This window comes from Streptosporangium sp. NPDC001681, assembly GCF_040298085.1.
Taxonomy (GTDB): Bacteria; Actinomycetota; Actinomycetes; order Streptosporangiales; family Streptosporangiaceae; genus Streptosporangium.
The window spans coordinates 21,422-38,735 of record NZ_JBEOZN010000069.1; the positions used below are offsets into that span (position 1 = coordinate 21,422).

Consider the following 17,314-nt stretch of genomic DNA (forward strand, 5'->3'; position numbering starts at 1 on the left):
ACGCCTCCCGCGGTCGACCGGACCCGGCGGGTAAAGTGCCGACCATGCCGTTGCACCCGCAGGCCGAGGCCTACCTGAAGACTTTCCAGACGGACCTCGGTGTCCCGCTCTCCACACTCACCCCCGAGGCGATCGTCGCGATGCGGGCCCTCGACGCCTTCGCCGAGCAACGTGGTCCGATCATCCCGCTCCCGCTGGTCAGGGATGACGTCGTCGCGGGCGTGCCGGTCCGCGTCTACCGGCCGGAGGAGGACGACCGTCCCCTCCCGGGGATCGTCTACTTTCACGGTGGAGGCTGGGTCTTCGGCAGTGTCGACCGCAACGACGCCCTCGGCCGTGACCTCGCGGTGCGCAACGGGGCGGTCGTGATCTCGGTCGACTACCGGCTCGCCCCCGACCACCCCTTCCCCGCGGCGGCCGACGACGCCTGGAGCGTCGTCCGGGACGTCTTCGGCCGCCCCGGCGTCTACGGGGTCGACCCCGAGCGCATCGCGGTCTGCGGCGACAGCGCCGGGGGCAACCTGGCCGCCGTGGCCGCCTGGCAGGCCAGGGACGCCGGGCTCAGGCTGGCCCACCAACTGCTCGTCTACCCGATAGCCGACGTGGCCATGGACACCGGGAGTTACCGCGCCTACGCCGGCGGTTTCGGGCTCGGCGCCGACGAGATGGCCTGGTTCGTCGCGCAGTACGGCGGTGATCCGGTCGACCCCCGGCTGGCTCCCGTCCGGCTGGCCGACAAGGCCGGTCTGGCCCCGGCGACGGTGATCATCGCCGAGTGCGACCCGCTCTGTGACGAGGGTGAGGAATACGCCGCCCAGCTGGCCGCGGCCGGGGTGCCGGTCGAGGTCAGGAGGTACGAGGGGGCGATCCACGGCTTCTTCGGCCTGCCGGGCTTCTTCGACCAGGCGACCGAGGCGCGCGAGTACGCCGCGGCCCGTCTCGCGGAGGCTTTCCAATAGGGGTGCGCCCGGCTCCGGACGGGCGGGGCGCACCCGGCGATCAGGTCAGAAGCTCCTGGGAAGTCCGAGCACCTGGGTGGCCAGGTAGTTGAGCAGGAGCTCCTCGGTGACGGGGGCGACCTTGCCGATGCGGGCGTCGGCCAGCAGGCGGGCCACCGGGTACTCCAGCGAGTAGGCCATGCCGCCGTGCGTCTGGAACGCGTGGTCGGCCGCCTCCCAGGCCGCCTGGGAGGCGGTCAGCTTGGCGATGTTGGCCTCGGTGCCGCAGGGCAACTGCCTGTCGAACAGCCAGGCGGCCTTGTACAGCATCAGCCTGGCCAGCTCGATCTTGGCCTTGACCTGGGCGAGGGGGAAGGCGATGGCCTGGTTGGCGCCGATCGGACGGCCGAACACCTCGCGCTCCTTGGCGTACTGCACGGCCACCCGCAGCGCCACCTCGGCGCCGCCGAGCGCGGAGGCGGCCAGCAGGACGCGCTCGGGGTTGAGGATGTCCCACAGCACCAGCGCGCCCTGGTCGACCTCACCGACCACGTTCCTCTCCGGGACCCGCAGGTCGTCTATGAAGACCATGTTGGACGGGGTGGTGTTGGCGCCCATCTTCGGGATCGGCTGGAAGGAGAGCCGGCCGGCCGCGACGGCCTCGGGGACGTTCACCAGCAGGACGGTCAGGCCGTTGGTGCGGGGCTTGGCCTCGGCGGCCGGGATGGTCCGGGTGACCAGAAGCATCCAGGTGGCGCGCTGCACGCCGGTGATCCAGATCTTCTGGCCGTTGACGACGAACTCCGCCCCGTCGCGACGGGCGGAGGTGGAGATGCCCAGGGCGTTGGACCCGGCGTCGGGCTCGGTCAGCGCGAAACAGGTCTCCAGCTCGCCGGTGGCCAGCCTGGGCAGCAGTTCGTCGCGCTGCCAGGGGCTGCCGTGCCTGGCCAGGGTCATGGCGCCGAACCCGGGGGTGAGCACGTAGGTGAACGCCGAACCGCCGGCCGAGCCGGAGGCCGACAGGGTCTCGGTGGCCACGGCCAGCTCCAGCAGGCCCTGACCGCCGCCTCCGTACTCCTCGGGCACGGCCAGGCCGAGCCAGCCGCCCTTGGCCAGATCCTGCCAGACCTCCTCCGGCCAGCGTTTCTCGCTCTCGCACCGCTGCCAGTAGTCCAGGTCGTAGCGCGCGCAGATGTCGCCGACGCCGCGTTGGACGGCGAGGGCGCTCTCCGGAAGTGTGAAGTCCACGGTGACCAACTCCATTCTAGTTGCGCGCGCAATCGTAGAACGAAGTTCGGTAAGCCTCCAGTGCCACCGGGACGCGGGGATCAGTTCTGCTGGACGGCGTCCAGGCGCGGCCTGCGCGTGTGGTAGACGAAGGCAGGCGGTAGGTTGCCCCACACCGTGCGGCCCGCGACGACCTCCTCGAAGGTGTCGATCAGGCGCTTCCTGAAACGCCGCGCGGGAGGAAGGCGCTTGGCGAAGCTGTAGGCGAAGGTGGTGAAGGCCGTGTGCGGACCCATGATCGCGGTGACCGCGTCCAGCAGGCGGCCCTGTGTCTCCTCGGAGAACGCGGCCCAGGGGAGCCCGCTCACGATCACGTCGGCCCTGGCGAGACCACGCTCCTGCAGCAACTGAGGCAGCCGTGCCGCGTCATCGGTCACGACGTCCACCCCGGGGTTCCTGGCGGCGAGGAAATCGGCCAGCCTGGGGTTGATCTCGACGGCCATGTGGTGCCCCCGGCCTCCCAGCCTGCGCTGGATCTCCGCGGTGAACACGCCGGTGCCCGGGCCGAGTTCGACGATCACCGGATCCCCCCGGTGGGGGACCGGCGAGGCCACCGCCTCGGCAAGCCGCCGCGAGCTCGGCGCCACCGCTCCGACGGTGCCCGGCGAGCGAATCCACTGCCCAAGAAAGAGCGTGGTGTCATTGGTCATGCTGTGAAGCGTAAGGGGTGCGCCGGGGCGTCGCGCGCGTCATCCGATACGATTTTCGGCCGCGCGGGAGGCGGTGCCCCCCGAGGGGTGAACGCGCACCGGACGGAGAATCCGCCAAGAGGCGGACGGCGAGGTCAGCCCCCAGGGTGACGACCGGATGGATGCCCCGCGGCCACGATGTGTTCCGAACCAGTCATCCAAGGTAAGGACACATAATATGCAGGAGGTCATCTCCCCGCGGAAACCGACGGAGGATCGCCTGGTCTCCGCGGGCCTGCTGTACGGCCTGCGCATCCTGGTCGTCGCCCAGGCGGCCGGCCTCATCGCCGCCGCCTCGTTCGCCGGCCAGGCGGTGCGCGGCGGGGAGGCGCTGGCCGAGACCCACGTACTGGCCGGGATGGTGGTGCATCTGATCGCACTGCTGCAGATCGTCGTGGCCGCCATGGTCTGGCGTCCCGGGCGAGGTGCCGGCTGGCCGGCGCTGGTCAGCGTCGGCCTCTTCCTGGTCGGGATGGCACAGCACTTCAGCTGGGAGGCGCTCGGCACCCACGTCCCCAGCGGGCTGGCCCTGTTCGGGATGACCGTCGCCGTGCTCGTCTGGGCCTGGTCCCCCGGCGCCGCCGTGCGCCGCTCCTGATCTGGACGGCGCCGCCCGGATCGGGTGACGCCGTCGATCGGAACCACGCCGCCGCGCGGCCGCGGCGGCGTGGTTCCCCGCACTCCTCCCGCCTCCTCCCCGGGCCCTGTCGCGCCCCTGGGCGCCCCCTGGTCCCGCGCCTGACGCCCGGCGCCCGTGCCCCCGCCGGACGGCCGTACGGTCCGTGTGAGCTCCGCACGGGTAGGGTCGGCATCAGGCACGGGGAGGGAGACAGACCGGTGAATCCGGAAGCATCGGGAGCCGAAGATCGAATCTGGACGGTTCCCAACGCGTTGAGCCTGGCCAGGCTTCTGGGGGTGCCGGTCTTCCTCTGGCTGGTGCTGGGCCCGAAGGCCGACGGCTGGGCCGTCGCGCTGCTGATGCTGGCGGGGTTCTCCGACTGGCTCGACGGTAAGATCGCCCGCGCCTGGAACCAGACCAGCCGGCTCGGCCGCCTGCTCGACCCGCTGGCCGACCGGCTCTACATCCTGGCCACCCTGTTCGGCCTCGCCATGCGCGAGATCATCCCCTGGTGGCTGGCGCTGGCCATCCCGCTGCGCGACGTGATGTTGCTGGGCATCCCGCTCATCCTGCGCCGCCTCGGCTACGGCCCGGCGTTGCCCGTGCACTTCCTCGGCAAGGCCGCCACCGCCAACCTCCTCTACGCCTTCCCTCTGCTCTTCCTCGCCCACCACGACGCCTGGTACGCCGATCCCGCCCGGATCGTCGGCTGGTCCCTGGCCATCTGGGGCACAGGTCTGTACTGGTGGTCCGGAGTGCTGTATTGGGTACAGGTGCGTCAGCTGACAAGCGAGGCCAAACGCCTTAAGAGGTGATCTGTGAAGGCCGTCGTCATGGCGGGCGGGGAGGGTACACGGCTCCGGCCGATGACCGCGAACCAGCCCAAGCCTCTCCTGCCCGTGATCAATCGGCCGATCATGGAGCACGTGCTGCGCCTCCTGAAACGGCACGGTTTCACCGAGACGGTGGTCACCGTGCAGTTCCTGGCGGCCCTGGTCCGCAACTACTTCGGCGACGGCGACGAACTCGGCATGAGCCTGTACTACGCCACCGAGGACACACCGCTCGGCACCGCGGGCAGCGTCAAGAACGCCGCGGACCGGCTGCGCGACGACCGCTTCCTGGTCATCTCCGGCGACGCGCTGACGGACATCGACCTGACGGACATGATCCGCTTCCACCGTGAGAACGGCGCGATGGTCACGATCGGGCTCAAGCGCGTTCCCAACCCGCTGGAGTTCGGCATCGTCATCGTCGACGACCAGGGGCGGGTGGAGCGCTTCCTGGAGAAGCCCACCTGGGGCCAGGTCTTCTCCGACACCGTCAACACCGGCATCTACGTGATGGAGCCCGAGGTCCTCGACGAGATCGCGGCGGGGGAGTCCGTCGACTGGTCGGGAGACGTGTTCCCCCGGCTGCTGGAGCGCGGAGCCCCGCTGTACGGCTACGTGGCCGACGGCTACTGGGAGGACGTCGGCACCCACGAGAGCTACCTCAAGGCCCAGGCCGACGTCCTGTCGGGCCGGGTCAAGGTCGATATCGACGCCTTCGAGGTCTCGCCGGGCGTCTGGGTGGCCGAGGGAGCCTCGGTCGACACCGACGCCATCCTCAAGGGCCCGCTCTACGTCGGCGACTACGCCAAGGTCGAGGCGGGGGCCGAGCTGCGCGAGTACACCGTGCTGGGCAGCAACGCGGTGGTCAGGGAGGGGGCCTTCCTGCACCGTGCGGTCGTCCACGACAACGTCTACATCGGGCCCAGCGCCCACCTGCGCGGCTGCGTGATCGGCAAGAACACCGACCTGATGACCGCGGCCAGGGTCGAGGAGGGCGCCGTCATCGGCGACGAGTGCATCATCGAGGCCGAGGCGTACATCTCCTCCGGCGTCAAGATCTACCCGTTCAAGACCATCGAGGCCGGGGCGGTGATCAACAACAGCGTCATCTGGGAGCCGCGCGCCCAGCGAAACCTGTTCGGCCCCCGGGGGGTCTCGGGGCTGGTCAACGTGGAGATCACCCCCGAGCTGTGCGTGCGGCTCGCCAGCGCCTACGCCACCACCCTGAAGAAGGGCGCCTCGGTCATCACCTCCCGCGACTCCTCCCGCGCGGCGCGGGCGCTGAAGCGGGCCGTGATCAGCGCCCTCAACGCCAGCGCGATCAACGTGCTCGACCTGGAGGCGTCCCCGCTCCCCGTGGCACGCTTCCACACCGCCAGGGAGAACGCGGTAGGCGGCATCGCGCTGCGCACCACCCCCGGCGACCCGCAGAGCGTCGACATCGTCTTCATGGACGAGCACGGCGCGGACCTGTCGCCGCCGGCCCAGCGCAAGCTGGACCGGGTCTTCTCCCGGCAGGAGTTCCGCCGCGCCTTCCCCGGCGAGATCGCCGAGCTGAGCTTCCCCGCCAGGGCGGTGGAGGACTACACGCACGAGTTGCTACGCCTGGTCGACATCAACGGGGTCCGCGACGCCGACATGAAGGTCGTGGTCGACTGCGCGGGAGGCACCTCCTCGCTGGTGCTGCCCAGCCTGCTCGGCCGGGTCGGGGTGGACGTGCTGACCGTCAACAACCGGCTGGACGACGCCTCGCCCACCGAGACCCTCGCCGAGCGCCGCCGTGACCTGCAGCGCCTGTCAGAGCTCGTCAGCTCCTCCAGGGCGGCCTTCGGCGTGCGCTTCGACCCGGTGGGGGAGCGGGTCGCGCTGGTGGACGAGATGGGCCAGCTGATCAGCGAGGAGCGCGCCCTGCTGGTGGTGCTCGACCTGGTCGCGGCCGAGCGCCGCGGCGGCAGGGTGGCACTGCCGGTCACCACCACCCGGGTGGCCGAGCAGGTCTGCAGGTTCCACGGGGTCCAGGCCGAGTGGACGTCCACCGCGATCGACGCGCTCACCGCCGCCGCCAGGGGTCCGGAGATGATCTTCGCGGCCGACGGGCGCGGTGGTTTCATCGTGCCCGAGTTCGGCCCCACGGTGGACGGCCTGGCGGTGTTCCTGCGCCTGCTCGGGCTGGTCGCCAGGACCCGGCTCTCGCTCAGCCAGATCGACGCCAGGATACCCGAGGCCAAGCTGCTGCGCCGTACCGTGCCGACTCCGTGGGCGGCCAAGGGGGCGGTGATGCGCTCGGTCATCGAGGCCGCCGAGCACCACCGCATCGACACCACCGACGGGGTGCGGGTCGTCGCGGAGGACGGCAGCTGGACCCTGGTGCTGCCCGACCCGACCGAGGCGGTGACCCACCTGTGGGCCGAGGGGTTCGACGTCGACTCCGCCCAGACCCTGATCGAGCGCTGGGCGCGGGTGGTGGAGGAGGCCGCCGGCGGTTGAGGCGGCCCGCGCGACAAATACCGCGCGGCGCCATGGACCAGGGGCAGCGTCCCCTGTAACTTTGTCACCGACCGTACCCGCGGTTCAGCGTCAACCTTGACCTTCGCGCCTCATCACTGTATGTTGCGGCATTCGCAGTCTGAGAAAACACTTGAGAAGCGAAGAAGCGAGGCGCGCATCACTGAGCACCGTTGCCGCGTCTTCGCGGTAGGAGGCCGAGCCGATCGATGCCGAGCGTCTACTGCACGCAGTGCGGTCATGCCAATCCTGAGGATGCCCGTTTCTGTTCACGATGCGGGTCGCCGCTTACCAGGTCCGACACCCCCGGAGACAGCACATCGACGATCTCCCTCTCCGGGATCGAGGCCTATGAGGCGGAGACCGGTGAGACGCTTCTCGCCGAGCGGCAGGCCGTTGAGCAGTTGCCCGCCGGCACCGCGTTGCTGGTCGCGATGCGCGGCCCCAACGCCGGCAGTCGGTTCCTGCTCGACAGCGACCTCACCACCGTGGGCCGCCACCCCGAGAGCGACATCTTCCTCGACGACATCACGGTCTCGCGCCGTCACGTGGAGTTCTACCGGCGCGGCGGCGGTGTCTTCACGGTCCGCGACGTCGGTAGCCTGAACGGCACGTACGTCAATCGTGAGCGCATCGAGGAGGTCCCGCTGTACGGCGGGGACGAGGTGCAGATCGGTAAGTTCCGCCTCGTCTTCCTCACCCGCGGCGCCGCTGGAGGATGATGAGCTCGCAGGCCGCTCGTGCGCACATGAGCATCGGGGAGGTGCTCGCTCTCCTGCAGGGCGAGTTCCCCGACGTCAGCATCTCCAAGATTCGCTTCCTGGAGGGCGAGGGGCTGATCGAGCCGGAGCGCAGTCCCTCCGGCTATCGCAAGTTCACCTACGCCGACGTCGAGCGGCTCCGCTACATCCTCAGCGAGCAGCGTGATCGCTACCTGCCGCTGCGCGTGATCAAGGATCATCTGGAGGCGGCCGACCGCGAGGAGCGCCCGGCGGCCCGGCCGCGCGCCGTCCCCGACGACGCGCCCCCCGAGGTCCGCCTCACCCGCGAGGAGTTCCTCGCCGCCGCCGAGCTCGACGAGGAGACCCTCACCGAGCTGGAGGACTACGGTCTGCTGGCCGCCGTGGCCCGCTACTACGACGCCGAGGCACTGGTCGTGGCCCGCAGTGTGGGCGCCCTGGCCGCCTTCGGCCTGCGTGCCCGCCACCTGCGGGCGGTCAAGGCCGCCGCGGAACGCGAGGCGGGGCTGGTGGAACAGGCCGTCGCCCCGCTGCTGCGCCGTCGCGGCCCCGGCGCGATCGACCAGGCGGACGAGACGGCGAGGGAGATCTCCGGTCTCCTGCTGGAATTGCACGCCTCGTTGCTGCGTTCCGGAGTCCGTGGGGCACTGGGCCGGTGAGAGCCTGACCAGGCACTCGTACCCCCACGAGTGTTACGTTGAACAAACCGGTCGGAATCCAGCGAAGACGGAGCAGCCCGTGTTGCAGATGGAGGTCGTGGGCGTTCGAGTTGAAATGCCCTCCAACCAGCCGATCGTCCTGCTGAAAGAGACGCATGGGGAGCGTTACCTACCTATCTGGATCGGCATGACGGAAGCCACGGCGATCGCCATGGCCCAGGCCGAGGAACCACCACCCCGGCCACTTACCCATGACCTGTTCCGGGACGTGCTCGAAGGGCTCGGAGTCAGGTTGAACACTGTCAACATCGTCGCTTTACGCGACGGCATCTTCTTCGCGGATCTCGTGTTCTCCAACGGGGTCGAGGTGAGCGCGCGTCCTTCCGACTCGATCGCCTTGGCACTTCGCACCGGTGCACGTATCTTCGCGAGTGAGGATGTGGTACGGGAGGCAGGGGTGATCATCCCTGACGACCAGGAGGACGAGGTGGAGAAGTTCAGGGAGTTCCTTGACACGATCACGCCCGAGGACTTCGGCCGCGCGGGGTAGGAATTTCGGTGCATTTACGCTTCACGACGCGCCGGGTGGGGTCGTTGACTGGACTTGGCCCCAGTCCTACGGTGCAAGTGAAACCTGCGGTCGTGCGTAAACCCCCAGATCAGGCCGTGGGATGAGAGAAAGCCGGAGGTCCGCGTGGCGGTCAGCAGCGGCGAGGGTAGAAACGCCGACCAGGATGACCCGGAACGGCGCCAGTCGGCACGTCAGCGCGCGGGTGAAGAGGGTCTGCTGTTCGACGGGCAACCGGTGAAAGTGCCCGCCGACATCGGCTACAGGGGGCCGACGGCCTGTTCGGCGGCAGGAATCACCTACCGGCAACTCGACTACTGGGCACGCACCGGCCTGGTCGAGCCCACCGTGAGAGCCGCCCACGGCTCCGGCTCCCAGCGGCTGTACGGCTTCCGTGACATTCTGGTCCTCAAGGTTGTCAAGCGCCTTCTCGACACCGGTGTCTCCCTCCAGCAGATCCGCATCGCCGTGCAGCACCTGCGGGAGCGGGGCGTCAACGACCTGGCCCAGATCACTCTGATGAGCGACGGGGTGAGCGTCTACGAGTGCACCTCGCCGGACGAGGTCATCGACCTGCTCCAGGGGGGCCAGGGAGTCTTCGGTATCGCGCTGGGACGGGTGTGGCAGGAGGTGGAGGGCTCTCTCGCGGATCTTCCCGGCGAACGCGCGGAGTCGGGCGGGGGCCCTTTAGGCGATCATCAGGCCGATGAGTTGGCCCGTCGTCGCAGAGCACGACGAACCGGGTAAACTCGGACTCGCCATTGACCCTGTGCGGGAGAGACCCCGACCGCGATCGGGGCGCCGAAGGAGCAACCTCCCCGGAATCTCTCAGGCACCCTGTACCGCACGGACGAGGCAACTCTGGAAAGCAGACGTGCCCGCCAGGTGCGTCTCACCGACGGTGCAAGCCTCCCGGCAAGGGCAGGTGAAGCTCTCAGGTAGCGACCACGTCGTGATGACAGAGGGGGAGAACCGGCATATGCCCGCGCCCAGCACCGGTCTCCACCCCGCCCGAGAGGCTTCTCATGACCGATCTGTCATCGCTCAGCGAACTCGCCCCTCCGCCGTTCGCGACCCGTCACATCGGGCCCGACGACGCCGACCAGACCCGCATGCTGGAGGCGGTCGGGTTCGCCTCCGTCGCCGACCTGGTCGCGGTGGCCGTGCCCGAGGCGATCCGCTCCTTCGCCCGGCTGGGTCTGCCCCCGGCGGCAGGGGAGTCCGAGGCCCTCGCCGAGCTGCGGGTCCTCGCCGGGCGTAACACCGTGCTCACCTCGATGATCGGCCTGGGCTACCACGACACGATCACCCCGGGTGTCATCCGCCGCAACCTCCTGGAGAACCCGGGCTGGTACACCGCGTACACGCCCTACCAGCCGGAGATCTCCCAGGGCCGGCTGGAGGCCCTGATCAACTTCCAGACCGTCGTCTCCGACCTGACCGCCCTCGACGTCGCGGGGGCCTCCCTGCTGGACGAGGCCACCGCCGCGGCCGAGGCGATGACCCTGGCCCGCCGCGCGGGCCGCACCTCGTCGAAGGTGTTCGTGGTCGACGCCGACGCGCTGCCGCAGACCAAGGCGGTGTTGCGCACCCGTGCCGAGCCGCTCGGCATCGAGCTGGTCGAGAGCGACTTCACCGGAGGGCTCCCCGACTGCTTCGGCGTGCTCGTGCAGTACCCCGGCGCCAGCGGCAGGATTCGCGACTTCCGCGCCATCGCCGACGCCGCCCACGCGTGCGGTGCCCAGGTGGTCGCCGCCGCCGACCTGCTCGCCCTCACCCTCCTGGCCGCGCCGGGCGAGCTCGGCGCCGACATCGCGGTCGGCTCCTCGCAGCGCTTCGGCGTCCCCCTCGGCTTCGGCGGTCCGCACGCCGCCTACATGGCGGTCCGTGACGGCCTCCAGCGCCAGCTGCCCGGCCGCCTGGTCGGCGTCTCCCAGGATGTCGAGGGACGTCCCGCCTACCGGCTCGCGCTCCAGACCCGCGAGCAGCACATCCGCCGGGAGAAGGCCACCAGCAACATCTGCACCGCGCAGGTGCTGCTCGCCGTGATCGCCGGCATGTACGCCGTCTACCACGGCCCCGAGGGCCTGCGCAGGATCGGCCGCCGCATCCACCGGCACGCCGTCGTGCTCGCCGAGGGGCTGCGCCAGGGCGGCGTCGAGGTGGTCCACGACACCTTCTTCGACACCGTGCTCGCCCGCGTGCCCGGGCGTGCCGCCGGAGTCGTCGCCGCGGCCCGGGAGAACGGCGTCAACCTGCGCCTGGTCGACGCCGACCATGTGGGCGTCACCTGCGACGAGAGGACCGAGGTTCTCCATCTGGAGCAGGTCCTGGCCGCCTTCGAGGTCAGCGGCACCGTGCTGGCCGACCTGGACGCCGCCGCGCACGACGCGCTGCCCGGCGCGCTGGCGCGGGTCGGCGACTACCTCACCCACCCGGTCTTCCACAGCCACCGCTCCGAGACGGCCATGCTGCGCTACCTGCGCAGGCTCCAGGACAAGGACGTCGCGCTGGACCGGTCGATGATCCCGCTGGGCTCCTGCACCATGAAGCTCAACGCGACCACCGAGATGGAGCCGATCACCTGGCCGGAGTTCGCCGGGCTGCACCCGTACGCGCCGGAGGACCAGGCGGCGGGCTACGCCGAGCTGATCGGGGAGCTGGAGCGCTGGCTGGCCGAGGTCACCGGTTATGACGCCGTGTCGATCCAGCCGAACGCCGGCTCCCAGGGCGAGTTCGCCGGCCTCCTGGCGATCCGCGCCTACCACACGGCGCGTGGCGAGTCGGATCGTGACGTCTGCCTGATCCCCTCGTCCGCGCACGGTACCAACGCCGCCAGCGCCGTGATGGCCGGCATGCGCGTCGCCGTGGTCGCCTGCGACGACAACGGCAACGTGGACCTCGACGACCTCGTCGCGAAGATCGAAAAGCACCGCGACCGGCTTGCCGCGATCATGGTGACCTACCCGTCCACGCACGGCGTGTACGAGGAGACGATCGTCGATGTCTGCGAGCTGGTGCACGAGGCCGGCGGGCAGGTCTACGTCGACGGTGCCAACCTCAACGCGCTGGTCGGCCTGGCCAGGCCGGGCGAGTTCGGGGCGGACGTCTCCCACCTCAACCTGCACAAGACCTTCTGCATCCCGCACGGTGGCGGCGGCCCCGGTGTCGGCCCGGTCGCGGTCCGCGCCCACCTGGCCGACTACCTGCCCGGTCACCCGCTGCGCGGCGGCTCGGCGGTCGGCCCGGTCTCGGCCGCCCCGTACGGCTCCGCGGGCATCCTGCCCATCTCCTGGGCCTACATCCGGATGATGGGTGCCGACGGGCTGAAGGCGGCCACCGAGCAGGCCATCCTGTCGGCCAACTACCTGGCCCGCAGGCTCGATCCCCACTACCCGGTTCTCTACACCGGCCGCGGCGGCCTCGTCGCCCACGAGTGCATCATCGATCTGCGCCAGATCACCAAGGAGACCGGGGTGACGGTCGACGACGTGGCCAAGCGCCTCGTCGACTACGGTTTCCACGCGCCGACCATGTCCTTCCCGGTGGCCGGCACGCTGATGATCGAGCCGACCGAGAGCGAGGACCTGGCCGAGCTCGACCGGTTCTGCGAGGCCATGATCGCGATTCGCGGTGAGATCGAGAAGGTCGCCTCCGGCGCCTACGACAGGGTCGACAACCCGCTGCGCAACGCCCCGCACACGGCCGGCAGCCTCGTCGCCGACGAGTGGGAGCACCCTTACACCCGCACCGAGGCGGCCTACCCGCTGCCCTCGCTGCGCGAGGGCAAGTACTGGTCGCCGGTCCGCCGCATCGACCAGGCCTACGGAGACCGCAACCTGGTGTGCTCCTGCCCTCCCCTGGAGGCGTACGAAGACTGATCCTCACCGCGGCCCGCGTCTCGCGAGAACCACGTATCCGTAGGGAATGCGGGAGGACGGACGGCGCCCCGAGTCGTTAGGCTCGGGGCGTCTCCGTATCCGGGAAGGACCCTGCATGCCTGAGGTGGACACCCGTCCCTTGGACACCGCGCGAAGACTGGCCGAGTCCGGCGACCTCGACGGCGCCGCCGTGATCTTCGCGGAGCTGGCCGCCGACCCCGGCGAGCCCGATCGGGCACAGGCGGCGGTGGGCCTCGCCGTGGTGCTCCAGGAGCGCGGAGACGTGCCGGGCTCCCGCGCGGCCGCGCGCACCGCACTGGCGACGGGGCACCCGGAGTTCGCCGCCCAGGCCGCCTGCCTGCTCGCGGGGAGCTTCGAAAGGGAGGGGATGGCCGACCAGGCCCGCGCCGCCTGGCAGGCCGCGCTGGGCGTCGGCCACCCCGCCTACGTCCCGTCGGCGCACATGGCCCTCGCCAGGCTCGCCACGGACGCGGAGGAGGCCGAACGGTCGCTGCGTGACGCACTGGCCACCGGCGACCCGGAGGTCGCCCCTCGGGCCGCTCAGCGGCTGGCGGAGACGCTCATCGAGGAGGGGGAACCGGGGGAGGCCGCCCAGGTGCTGCTGGAGGCGCTCTCGGTGCCGGACGCGGCCGAGGTGCCGAGGCTGCGGGTGATGCTCGGCATCGCCCACCTGGAGCTGGCGTGCGCCGAGTTCTCCGGTGCGATCGAGGAGGGCGGCGACGTCGAGACCGGCGCGCTGGCCATCGAGCTCCTGGCCCGCACGCTCCCGCTCAGAGGACGCGGCGAGGACGCCGAGCGCGTTTGGCGCTACGGCCTCGACAGCGCCGACGCCGACCTCGCCGGTGAGGTCCGCCTCCGCCGGGGCCGCGACGTCTGAACCCCTGGGACGTCCATGCCAGGGCTTCGGGGGCGGTGTCCGGTGTGACCGGAGCGCACCCGGCGGGACGCCGGTCGCTCCGGGAACCCGCGCCGCTCCTTCCGGGGCCCGGAACGGTCAGTCGCGCTCCCGCCGGCGGCTCAGGGCGTGGGCGACGTTGATCGCGATGATGCCGCCCCAGGCCAGCAGCAACCCGGCGCTGCCCGCCTCGGACGCCGCGATGGCGGTCAGCGGGATGCCCATGCCCATCGAGCCGAGCGCGATCGGGATCGAGGAGTTCCCGGCCTTGCGCGGCGGTGTCCCGCCTACCCCGGCGGCGTGCATCTCGGCCCGCACCCGCTGGGTGATGGTCGCGTCCAGGCGCGACACGAACGACTCGATGAGGGCGGTCTCGTACTCCGGCCCGAGATCACGGCGGGCCTCGAGAGTGGCCCGCATGTCCTGGCGGATATCTTGGTAGTCCTGCACCCTTCGATTGTTCTCCTTCACCGGCCGTCAGGCATCAGTCGTTAGGACGAGATCCGTGTCCCCCTCCGAGCCCGTGTCCCTCCCGGAGACCGTGCCGTCACTGGAGATCGCGACCCCGCACGGCCCGGCGCTGGTGGAGATCGACGAGGTGGCCTCCCCGCGCTTCCTGCTGGTGCTCACCCACGGCTCGGCCGGGGGAGTGGACGCCCCCGACCTGCTGGCGGTGCGGGACGCCGTGACGGCGGCCGGCGGGACCGTCGCGCGGGTGCTCCAGCCGTTCCGGATGCGCGGTGCCCGCGCGCCGGGCTCGGCGGCCAGACAGGACGAGGCGTGGGAGACGCTGGTGGCCGTCCTGCGCGAGCGCTACCCGGGGCTGCCGCTCGCGCAGGGCGGGAGGAGCAACGGGGCCAGGGTCGCCTGCCGTACGGCCCGGCGGGTCGAGGCCCGCGCGGTCGTCGCACTGGCCTTCCCGCTGCACCCGTCGGGCAAGCCGGAGCGGTCACGCGCCGGGGAGCTGCGCGCGGCGGGTGTGGATGTGCTGGTGGTGAACGGAGACCGCGATCCGTTCGGCGTGCCCGAAGCGGCGGATGCCGCGCGCCTGGTCGTGCTGCCGGGACAGGGCCATGACCTCGGGAAGGACCCCGCCAGGGTGGGCGAGGTGGTCGCCGAATGGCTCGACGCGAGGATGCGGCCGGGCCCGTGTGAGCCCGTGTGAGTTCGGCGTGGGTGCCGTCAGACGACGCCGGCCAGTGGCCGGTGTGGCTCGATGACGGCGCCGTCGGGGAGGAGCTCGCCGGTGTCTTCGAACAGCACCACACCGTTGCAGAGCAGGCTCCAGCCCTGCTCGGGGTGGGCCGCCATGGTGCGGGCGGCTTCGCGGTCCAGCGCCTCAGCGGGCGGACAGGACGGCTCGTGCGGGCACATCGGCGTGCCTCCGGATCTCTCGTGTCGGCTCGCCCGGGTCACGCCGGGTACGGGATGGGCATCGGACATCCGGCGGGCACCGTCACCGATGGGTCTCCGTTCCCACGCATGACGGGGGACGAGCATCTGAATGTTGACATATGGCCATGCGAGCCCTGATAGAGCGAGGCTCGCACATCAAGCAGATCAAGTGTGCGATCGATCGCACCTCGGCGACATAGCCCGTTAGGACTGTTTACGAACTGATAGAGGGCCAGTCCGTCAGGGCTTTATCAGGGGATGTGACCTATAACACAGCATGCCTCATATAAGGATATTCGGCCAAGCGCGACACGCCGCGAGTCAGGTAAACGATCGGTTACAACTTCCTGACGTGCGTCGATGTGGGCCTCCGCGTCCTACCGGTTACCGCGCGCCCAGGCCGGCCAGGAGTGCGTCCAGCCCGTACTCGAAATCGGCGTCCGCCCCGGGGCTGCCGCCTCCCTGCGAAGGAGGGCGCCACGGCTCGTTCTCGTCGCCGGAGGGCTCGGCCCAGCCCGACTGCTGCACCTCCACCGCCACCGCGCCGAAGACGTAGGCCCTCAGCGCCCGCACCGCTCCGGCCGCGTCGGTCAGCCCCGCGTCGGCCAGCTGGTCGGTCTGCTCCCTGATCGCGATCGCGGCCCGGCCCCTCGGGGGCTTGGTCAGGGCCAGCGCCAGCACCCCCGGGTGCTCCCTGAGTGCGGCGCGGCTCGCCCGGCACCAGGCCCTCGCGCTCTCCTGCCAGCTCTCGCCGGGCTCGACGTGGACCGTGGTGACATGCTCGGCCAGCGCGTCCATGAGGGCGTCCTTGCCGCGGGGCAGGTGGTGGTAGATGGCCATCGCCTCCACCTGGAGCGCGTCGCCCAGCCGTCGCATGGTCAGGCGCCGGAGCCCCTGGCCGTCGGCGATGTGGAGGGCGGCGTCGATGATGCGCTCCCTGGAGAGCGGGACGGGTGGTCGCTTGGCAGGCATGGGGGCATCCTGTCACTGGTGACCTTACTGCGTAAAGGAGGGCGCGCCGGGCAGATCGATCCGCTCCGCTCACCACCGGTCCGCGCACGCCCGGTACCGCGAGCCGGCTCCCGGTACGGCTGATCCCGAGTACGTGAGGTGGGGATGAACGGCGTAGGCTACGACCGGTGACCTGCCGGAGGCGACCCGGCGACCGGTGAGAGAGGGCAGAAGATGGCGTTTTTCCGACCGAGCGTGAGCCGGGAGGCGGAGGTTCGCTACCACGCTGACCAGGAGGTCGGGAAGGGCTTCCCCGAGCTTCTGGAGAAGGCGCGCGCGGCCGAGGCCGACCTGCGCCGGGCGCAGGCCGACCTGGCTCCCGTGCAGGAACTGCGAGCCGCCGGGCTGGCCTTCGACAGGGCGCTGACCGAGGCTCTGCGCGCGGCCGAGGCCAACCAGCGCGCGACGTTCGGCATCAAGTCGTACGACGACCGGATCCGCCGCCGCAAGGGCAAGGCCACCCCTCGGGGTGCCGAGTGGACCGTCGAGGTGGACCGCCTGCGCACCCTGCGTGAGCAGAACCGGCTGACCGGCATCCCCCGGGTCCCGCGCCCGGTCGCCGCCGCCCGCTGAGCCGGGCGCACCGCCCGGCTCAGCGGGCGGCGTGCGCGGCGGAGGCGGTGAGCAGCCGCCGGACGCGAACGGCGGCCAGGACCGCCGCGCACCGCTCGGCCGCGTAGGTCTGGGCCATCCTGTGGTGTTCGGCGGAGAAGTCGGCCACCCCGTCGGCGACGAAGAACACCTCCACGTCCCCCATGAAGGCATCGCAGGCCGTCATCAGGCAGCCGATATGGGCGTAGATACCGGTGACGATGAGCTGGTCGCGGCCCTGCTCGGCGAGCAGATCACGGAGCGGGGTGCGGTGGAAGGCGCTGTAGCGCCACTTGGTGAGCCGGATGTCGGCCGGGCCTGGGGCGAGCGCGGTGACGATCTCCTGGGCGCCGGGGTCGGCACCCACTCCTGCTCCCCAGAAGTCCTCCAGCAGACCACGCTGTGCCGAGGTCTGTCCGCCCGGCTGGGCCGAGTAGACCACCGGGACACCGAGCTGCCAGGCCGTCTCGCGGAGACCGATGATCGCCGAGACCAGCTCCACGATCGGCGAGGTTCCCGGCGCGAACGCGTTGACGAAGTAGTTCTGCATGTCGTGGACGAGCAGCACCGCCCGGCGGGCGTCCGGTGTCCAGGAGACGCGGTTGACCGGCATCTCGTCCTCACGGGGCATCGGATAGGGGGTGATGGTTGGTATGGCCACGGCTGCCTCTCCTTCTTACCT

General features: G+C 70.7%; 18 protein-coding genes and 1 riboswitch. Of the genes, 12 read left to right on the forward strand and 6 right to left on the reverse strand.

Annotation, left to right across the window (positions count from 1 at the left end; all coding sequences use genetic code 11):
• Positions 1 to 44: 44 nt before the first annotated feature.
• Positions 45 to 959: an alpha/beta hydrolase gene (locus tag ABT130_RS27925; protein ID WP_350960108.1), complete on the forward strand. Its 915-nt coding sequence runs from the start codon at positions 45 to 47 to the stop codon at positions 957 to 959.
• Between the two features lie 45 nt (positions 960 to 1,004).
• Here the strand turns inward: ABT130_RS27925 and ABT130_RS27930 are convergent, their stop codons facing one another.
• Positions 1,005 to 2,186 (reverse strand): acyl-CoA dehydrogenase family protein, encoded by a 1,182-nt coding sequence (locus tag ABT130_RS27930; protein ID WP_350960111.1) that lies wholly within the window; start codon positions 2,184 to 2,186, stop codon positions 1,005 to 1,007.
• A gap of 80 nt (positions 2,187 to 2,266) precedes the next feature.
• Entirely contained in the window at positions 2,267 to 2,875 is a 609-nt protein-coding gene (locus ABT130_RS27935) for a class I SAM-dependent methyltransferase (RefSeq protein ID WP_350960113.1), read from the reverse strand.
• Between the two features lie 217 nt (positions 2,876 to 3,092).
• Here ABT130_RS27935 and ABT130_RS27940 point away from each other — a divergent pair, with 217 nt between their 5' ends.
• From ABT130_RS27940 to ABT130_RS27980, 9 genes are all read left to right on the forward strand, one after another.
• Positions 3,093 to 3,512, forward strand: a complete 420-nt coding sequence (locus ABT130_RS27940) for a hypothetical protein (protein WP_350929006.1) — start codon at positions 3,093 to 3,095, stop codon at positions 3,510 to 3,512.
• Positions 3,513 to 3,751: 239 nt separating this feature from the next.
• Positions 3,752 to 4,348, forward strand: a complete 597-nt coding sequence (gene clsA, locus ABT130_RS27945) for a cardiolipin synthase ClsA (protein ID WP_030915014.1) — start codon at positions 3,752 to 3,754, stop codon at positions 4,346 to 4,348.
• A gap of 3 nt (positions 4,349 to 4,351) precedes the next feature.
• A complete protein-coding gene (locus tag ABT130_RS27950; RefSeq protein WP_350960116.1) occupies positions 4,352 to 6,853 on the forward strand; it encodes a sugar phosphate nucleotidyltransferase in 2,502 nt (833 codons plus the stop codon).
• 227 nt (positions 6,854 to 7,080) lie between these two features.
• A complete protein-coding gene (locus ABT130_RS27955) occupies positions 7,081 to 7,593 on the forward strand; it encodes a double zinc ribbon and FHA domain-containing protein (RefSeq protein ID WP_343978377.1) in 513 nt (170 codons plus the stop codon).
• Between the two features lie 26 nt (positions 7,594 to 7,619).
• Positions 7,620 to 8,270, forward strand: a complete 651-nt coding sequence (gene ftsR, locus ABT130_RS27960) for a transcriptional regulator FtsR (RefSeq protein WP_386271103.1) — start codon at positions 7,620 to 7,622, stop codon at positions 8,268 to 8,270.
• A 79-nt stretch (positions 8,271 to 8,349) separates the two neighbouring features.
• Positions 8,350 to 8,820 (forward strand): bifunctional nuclease family protein, encoded by a 471-nt coding sequence (locus ABT130_RS27965; protein ID WP_157594447.1) that lies wholly within the window; start codon positions 8,350 to 8,352, stop codon positions 8,818 to 8,820.
• 144 nt (positions 8,821 to 8,964) lie between these two features.
• Positions 8,965 to 9,585: a MerR family transcriptional regulator gene (locus tag ABT130_RS27970; protein ID WP_350929010.1), complete on the forward strand. Its 621-nt coding sequence runs from the start codon at positions 8,965 to 8,967 to the stop codon at positions 9,583 to 9,585.
• Positions 9,586 to 9,600: 15 nt separating this feature from the next.
• A riboswitch (glycine riboswitch) is annotated at positions 9,601 to 9,693 on the forward strand.
• 170 nt (positions 9,694 to 9,863) lie between these two features.
• On the forward strand, positions 9,864 to 12,719 hold the full coding sequence (gene gcvP, locus ABT130_RS27975) for an aminomethyl-transferring glycine dehydrogenase (RefSeq protein WP_350960118.1): 2,856 nt from the start codon (positions 9,864 to 9,866) through the stop codon (positions 12,717 to 12,719).
• Positions 12,720 to 12,834: 115 nt separating this feature from the next.
• Complete coding sequence (locus ABT130_RS27980; RefSeq protein ID WP_350929014.1) at positions 12,835 to 13,617, forward strand: tetratricopeptide repeat protein; 783 nt, start codon at positions 12,835 to 12,837, stop codon at positions 13,615 to 13,617.
• A 117-nt stretch (positions 13,618 to 13,734) separates the two neighbouring features.
• Here the strand turns inward: ABT130_RS27980 and ABT130_RS27985 are convergent, their stop codons facing one another.
• Positions 13,735 to 14,055: a hypothetical protein gene (locus tag ABT130_RS27985; RefSeq protein WP_350960121.1), complete on the reverse strand. Its 321-nt coding sequence runs from the start codon at positions 14,053 to 14,055 to the stop codon at positions 13,735 to 13,737.
• A gap of 130 nt (positions 14,056 to 14,185) precedes the next feature.
• Here ABT130_RS27985 and ABT130_RS27990 point away from each other — a divergent pair, with 130 nt between their 5' ends.
• Positions 14,186 to 14,800, forward strand: coding sequence for an alpha/beta hydrolase family protein (locus tag ABT130_RS27990; RefSeq protein WP_350960149.1), 615 nt, complete (start codon positions 14,186 to 14,188; stop codon positions 14,798 to 14,800).
• A gap of 17 nt (positions 14,801 to 14,817) precedes the next feature.
• Here ABT130_RS27990 and ABT130_RS27995 read toward each other — a convergent pair whose 3' ends face one another.
• On the reverse strand, positions 14,818 to 15,009 hold the full coding sequence (locus ABT130_RS27995) for a DUF5999 family protein (protein ID WP_350929100.1): 192 nt from the start codon (positions 15,007 to 15,009) through the stop codon (positions 14,818 to 14,820).
• A gap of 405 nt (positions 15,010 to 15,414) precedes the next feature.
• Positions 15,415 to 16,002 (reverse strand): TetR/AcrR family transcriptional regulator C-terminal domain-containing protein, encoded by a 588-nt coding sequence (locus ABT130_RS28000; protein WP_350960124.1) that lies wholly within the window; start codon positions 16,000 to 16,002, stop codon positions 15,415 to 15,417.
• A 213-nt stretch (positions 16,003 to 16,215) separates the two neighbouring features.
• Here ABT130_RS28000 and ABT130_RS28005 point away from each other — a divergent pair, with 213 nt between their 5' ends.
• Positions 16,216 to 16,614, forward strand: coding sequence for a hypothetical protein (locus tag ABT130_RS28005; RefSeq protein WP_350960127.1), 399 nt, complete (start codon positions 16,216 to 16,218; stop codon positions 16,612 to 16,614).
• A gap of 19 nt (positions 16,615 to 16,633) precedes the next feature.
• Here ABT130_RS28005 and ABT130_RS28010 read toward each other — a convergent pair whose 3' ends face one another.
• A complete protein-coding gene (locus tag ABT130_RS28010; RefSeq protein ID WP_350960129.1) occupies positions 16,634 to 17,293 on the reverse strand; it encodes an isochorismatase family protein in 660 nt (219 codons plus the stop codon).
• Positions 17,294 to 17,314 lie beyond the last annotated feature (21 nt).

What these genes read in the sequence shown, in the direction of transcription:
- ABT130_RS27925 (WP_350960108.1), top strand. Translation starts at nt 45, where the DNA reads ATGCCGTTGCACCCGCAGGCCGAGGCCTACCTGAAGACTTTCCAGACG.
- ABT130_RS27935 (WP_350960113.1), bottom strand. Translation starts at nt 2,875, where the DNA reads ATGACCAATGACACCACGCTCTTTCTTGGGCAGTGGATTCGCTCGCCG.
- ABT130_RS27940 (WP_350929006.1), top strand. Translation starts at nt 3,093, where the DNA reads ATGCAGGAGGTCATCTCCCCGCGGAAACCGACGGAGGATCGCCTGGTC.
- ABT130_RS27955 (WP_343978377.1), top strand. Translation starts at nt 7,081, where the DNA reads ATGCCGAGCGTCTACTGCACGCAGTGCGGTCATGCCAATCCTGAGGAT.
- ftsR (WP_386271103.1), top strand. Translation starts at nt 7,620, where the DNA reads ATGAGCATCGGGGAGGTGCTCGCTCTCCTGCAGGGCGAGTTCCCCGAC.
- gcvP (WP_350960118.1), top strand. Translation starts at nt 9,864, where the DNA reads ATGACCGATCTGTCATCGCTCAGCGAACTCGCCCCTCCGCCGTTCGCG.
- ABT130_RS27980 (WP_350929014.1), top strand. Translation starts at nt 12,835, where the DNA reads ATGCCTGAGGTGGACACCCGTCCCTTGGACACCGCGCGAAGACTGGCC.
- ABT130_RS27985 (WP_350960121.1), bottom strand. Translation starts at nt 14,055, where the DNA reads ATGCGGGCCACTCTCGAGGCCCGCCGTGATCTCGGGCCGGAGTACGAG.
- ABT130_RS27995 (WP_350929100.1), bottom strand. Translation starts at nt 15,009, where the DNA reads ATGTGCCCGCACGAGCCGTCCTGTCCGCCCGCTGAGGCGCTGGACCGC.
- ABT130_RS28000 (WP_350960124.1), bottom strand. Translation starts at nt 16,002, where the DNA reads ATGCCTGCCAAGCGACCACCCGTCCCGCTCTCCAGGGAGCGCATCATC.
- ABT130_RS28005 (WP_350960127.1), top strand. Translation starts at nt 16,216, where the DNA reads ATGGCGTTTTTCCGACCGAGCGTGAGCCGGGAGGCGGAGGTTCGCTAC.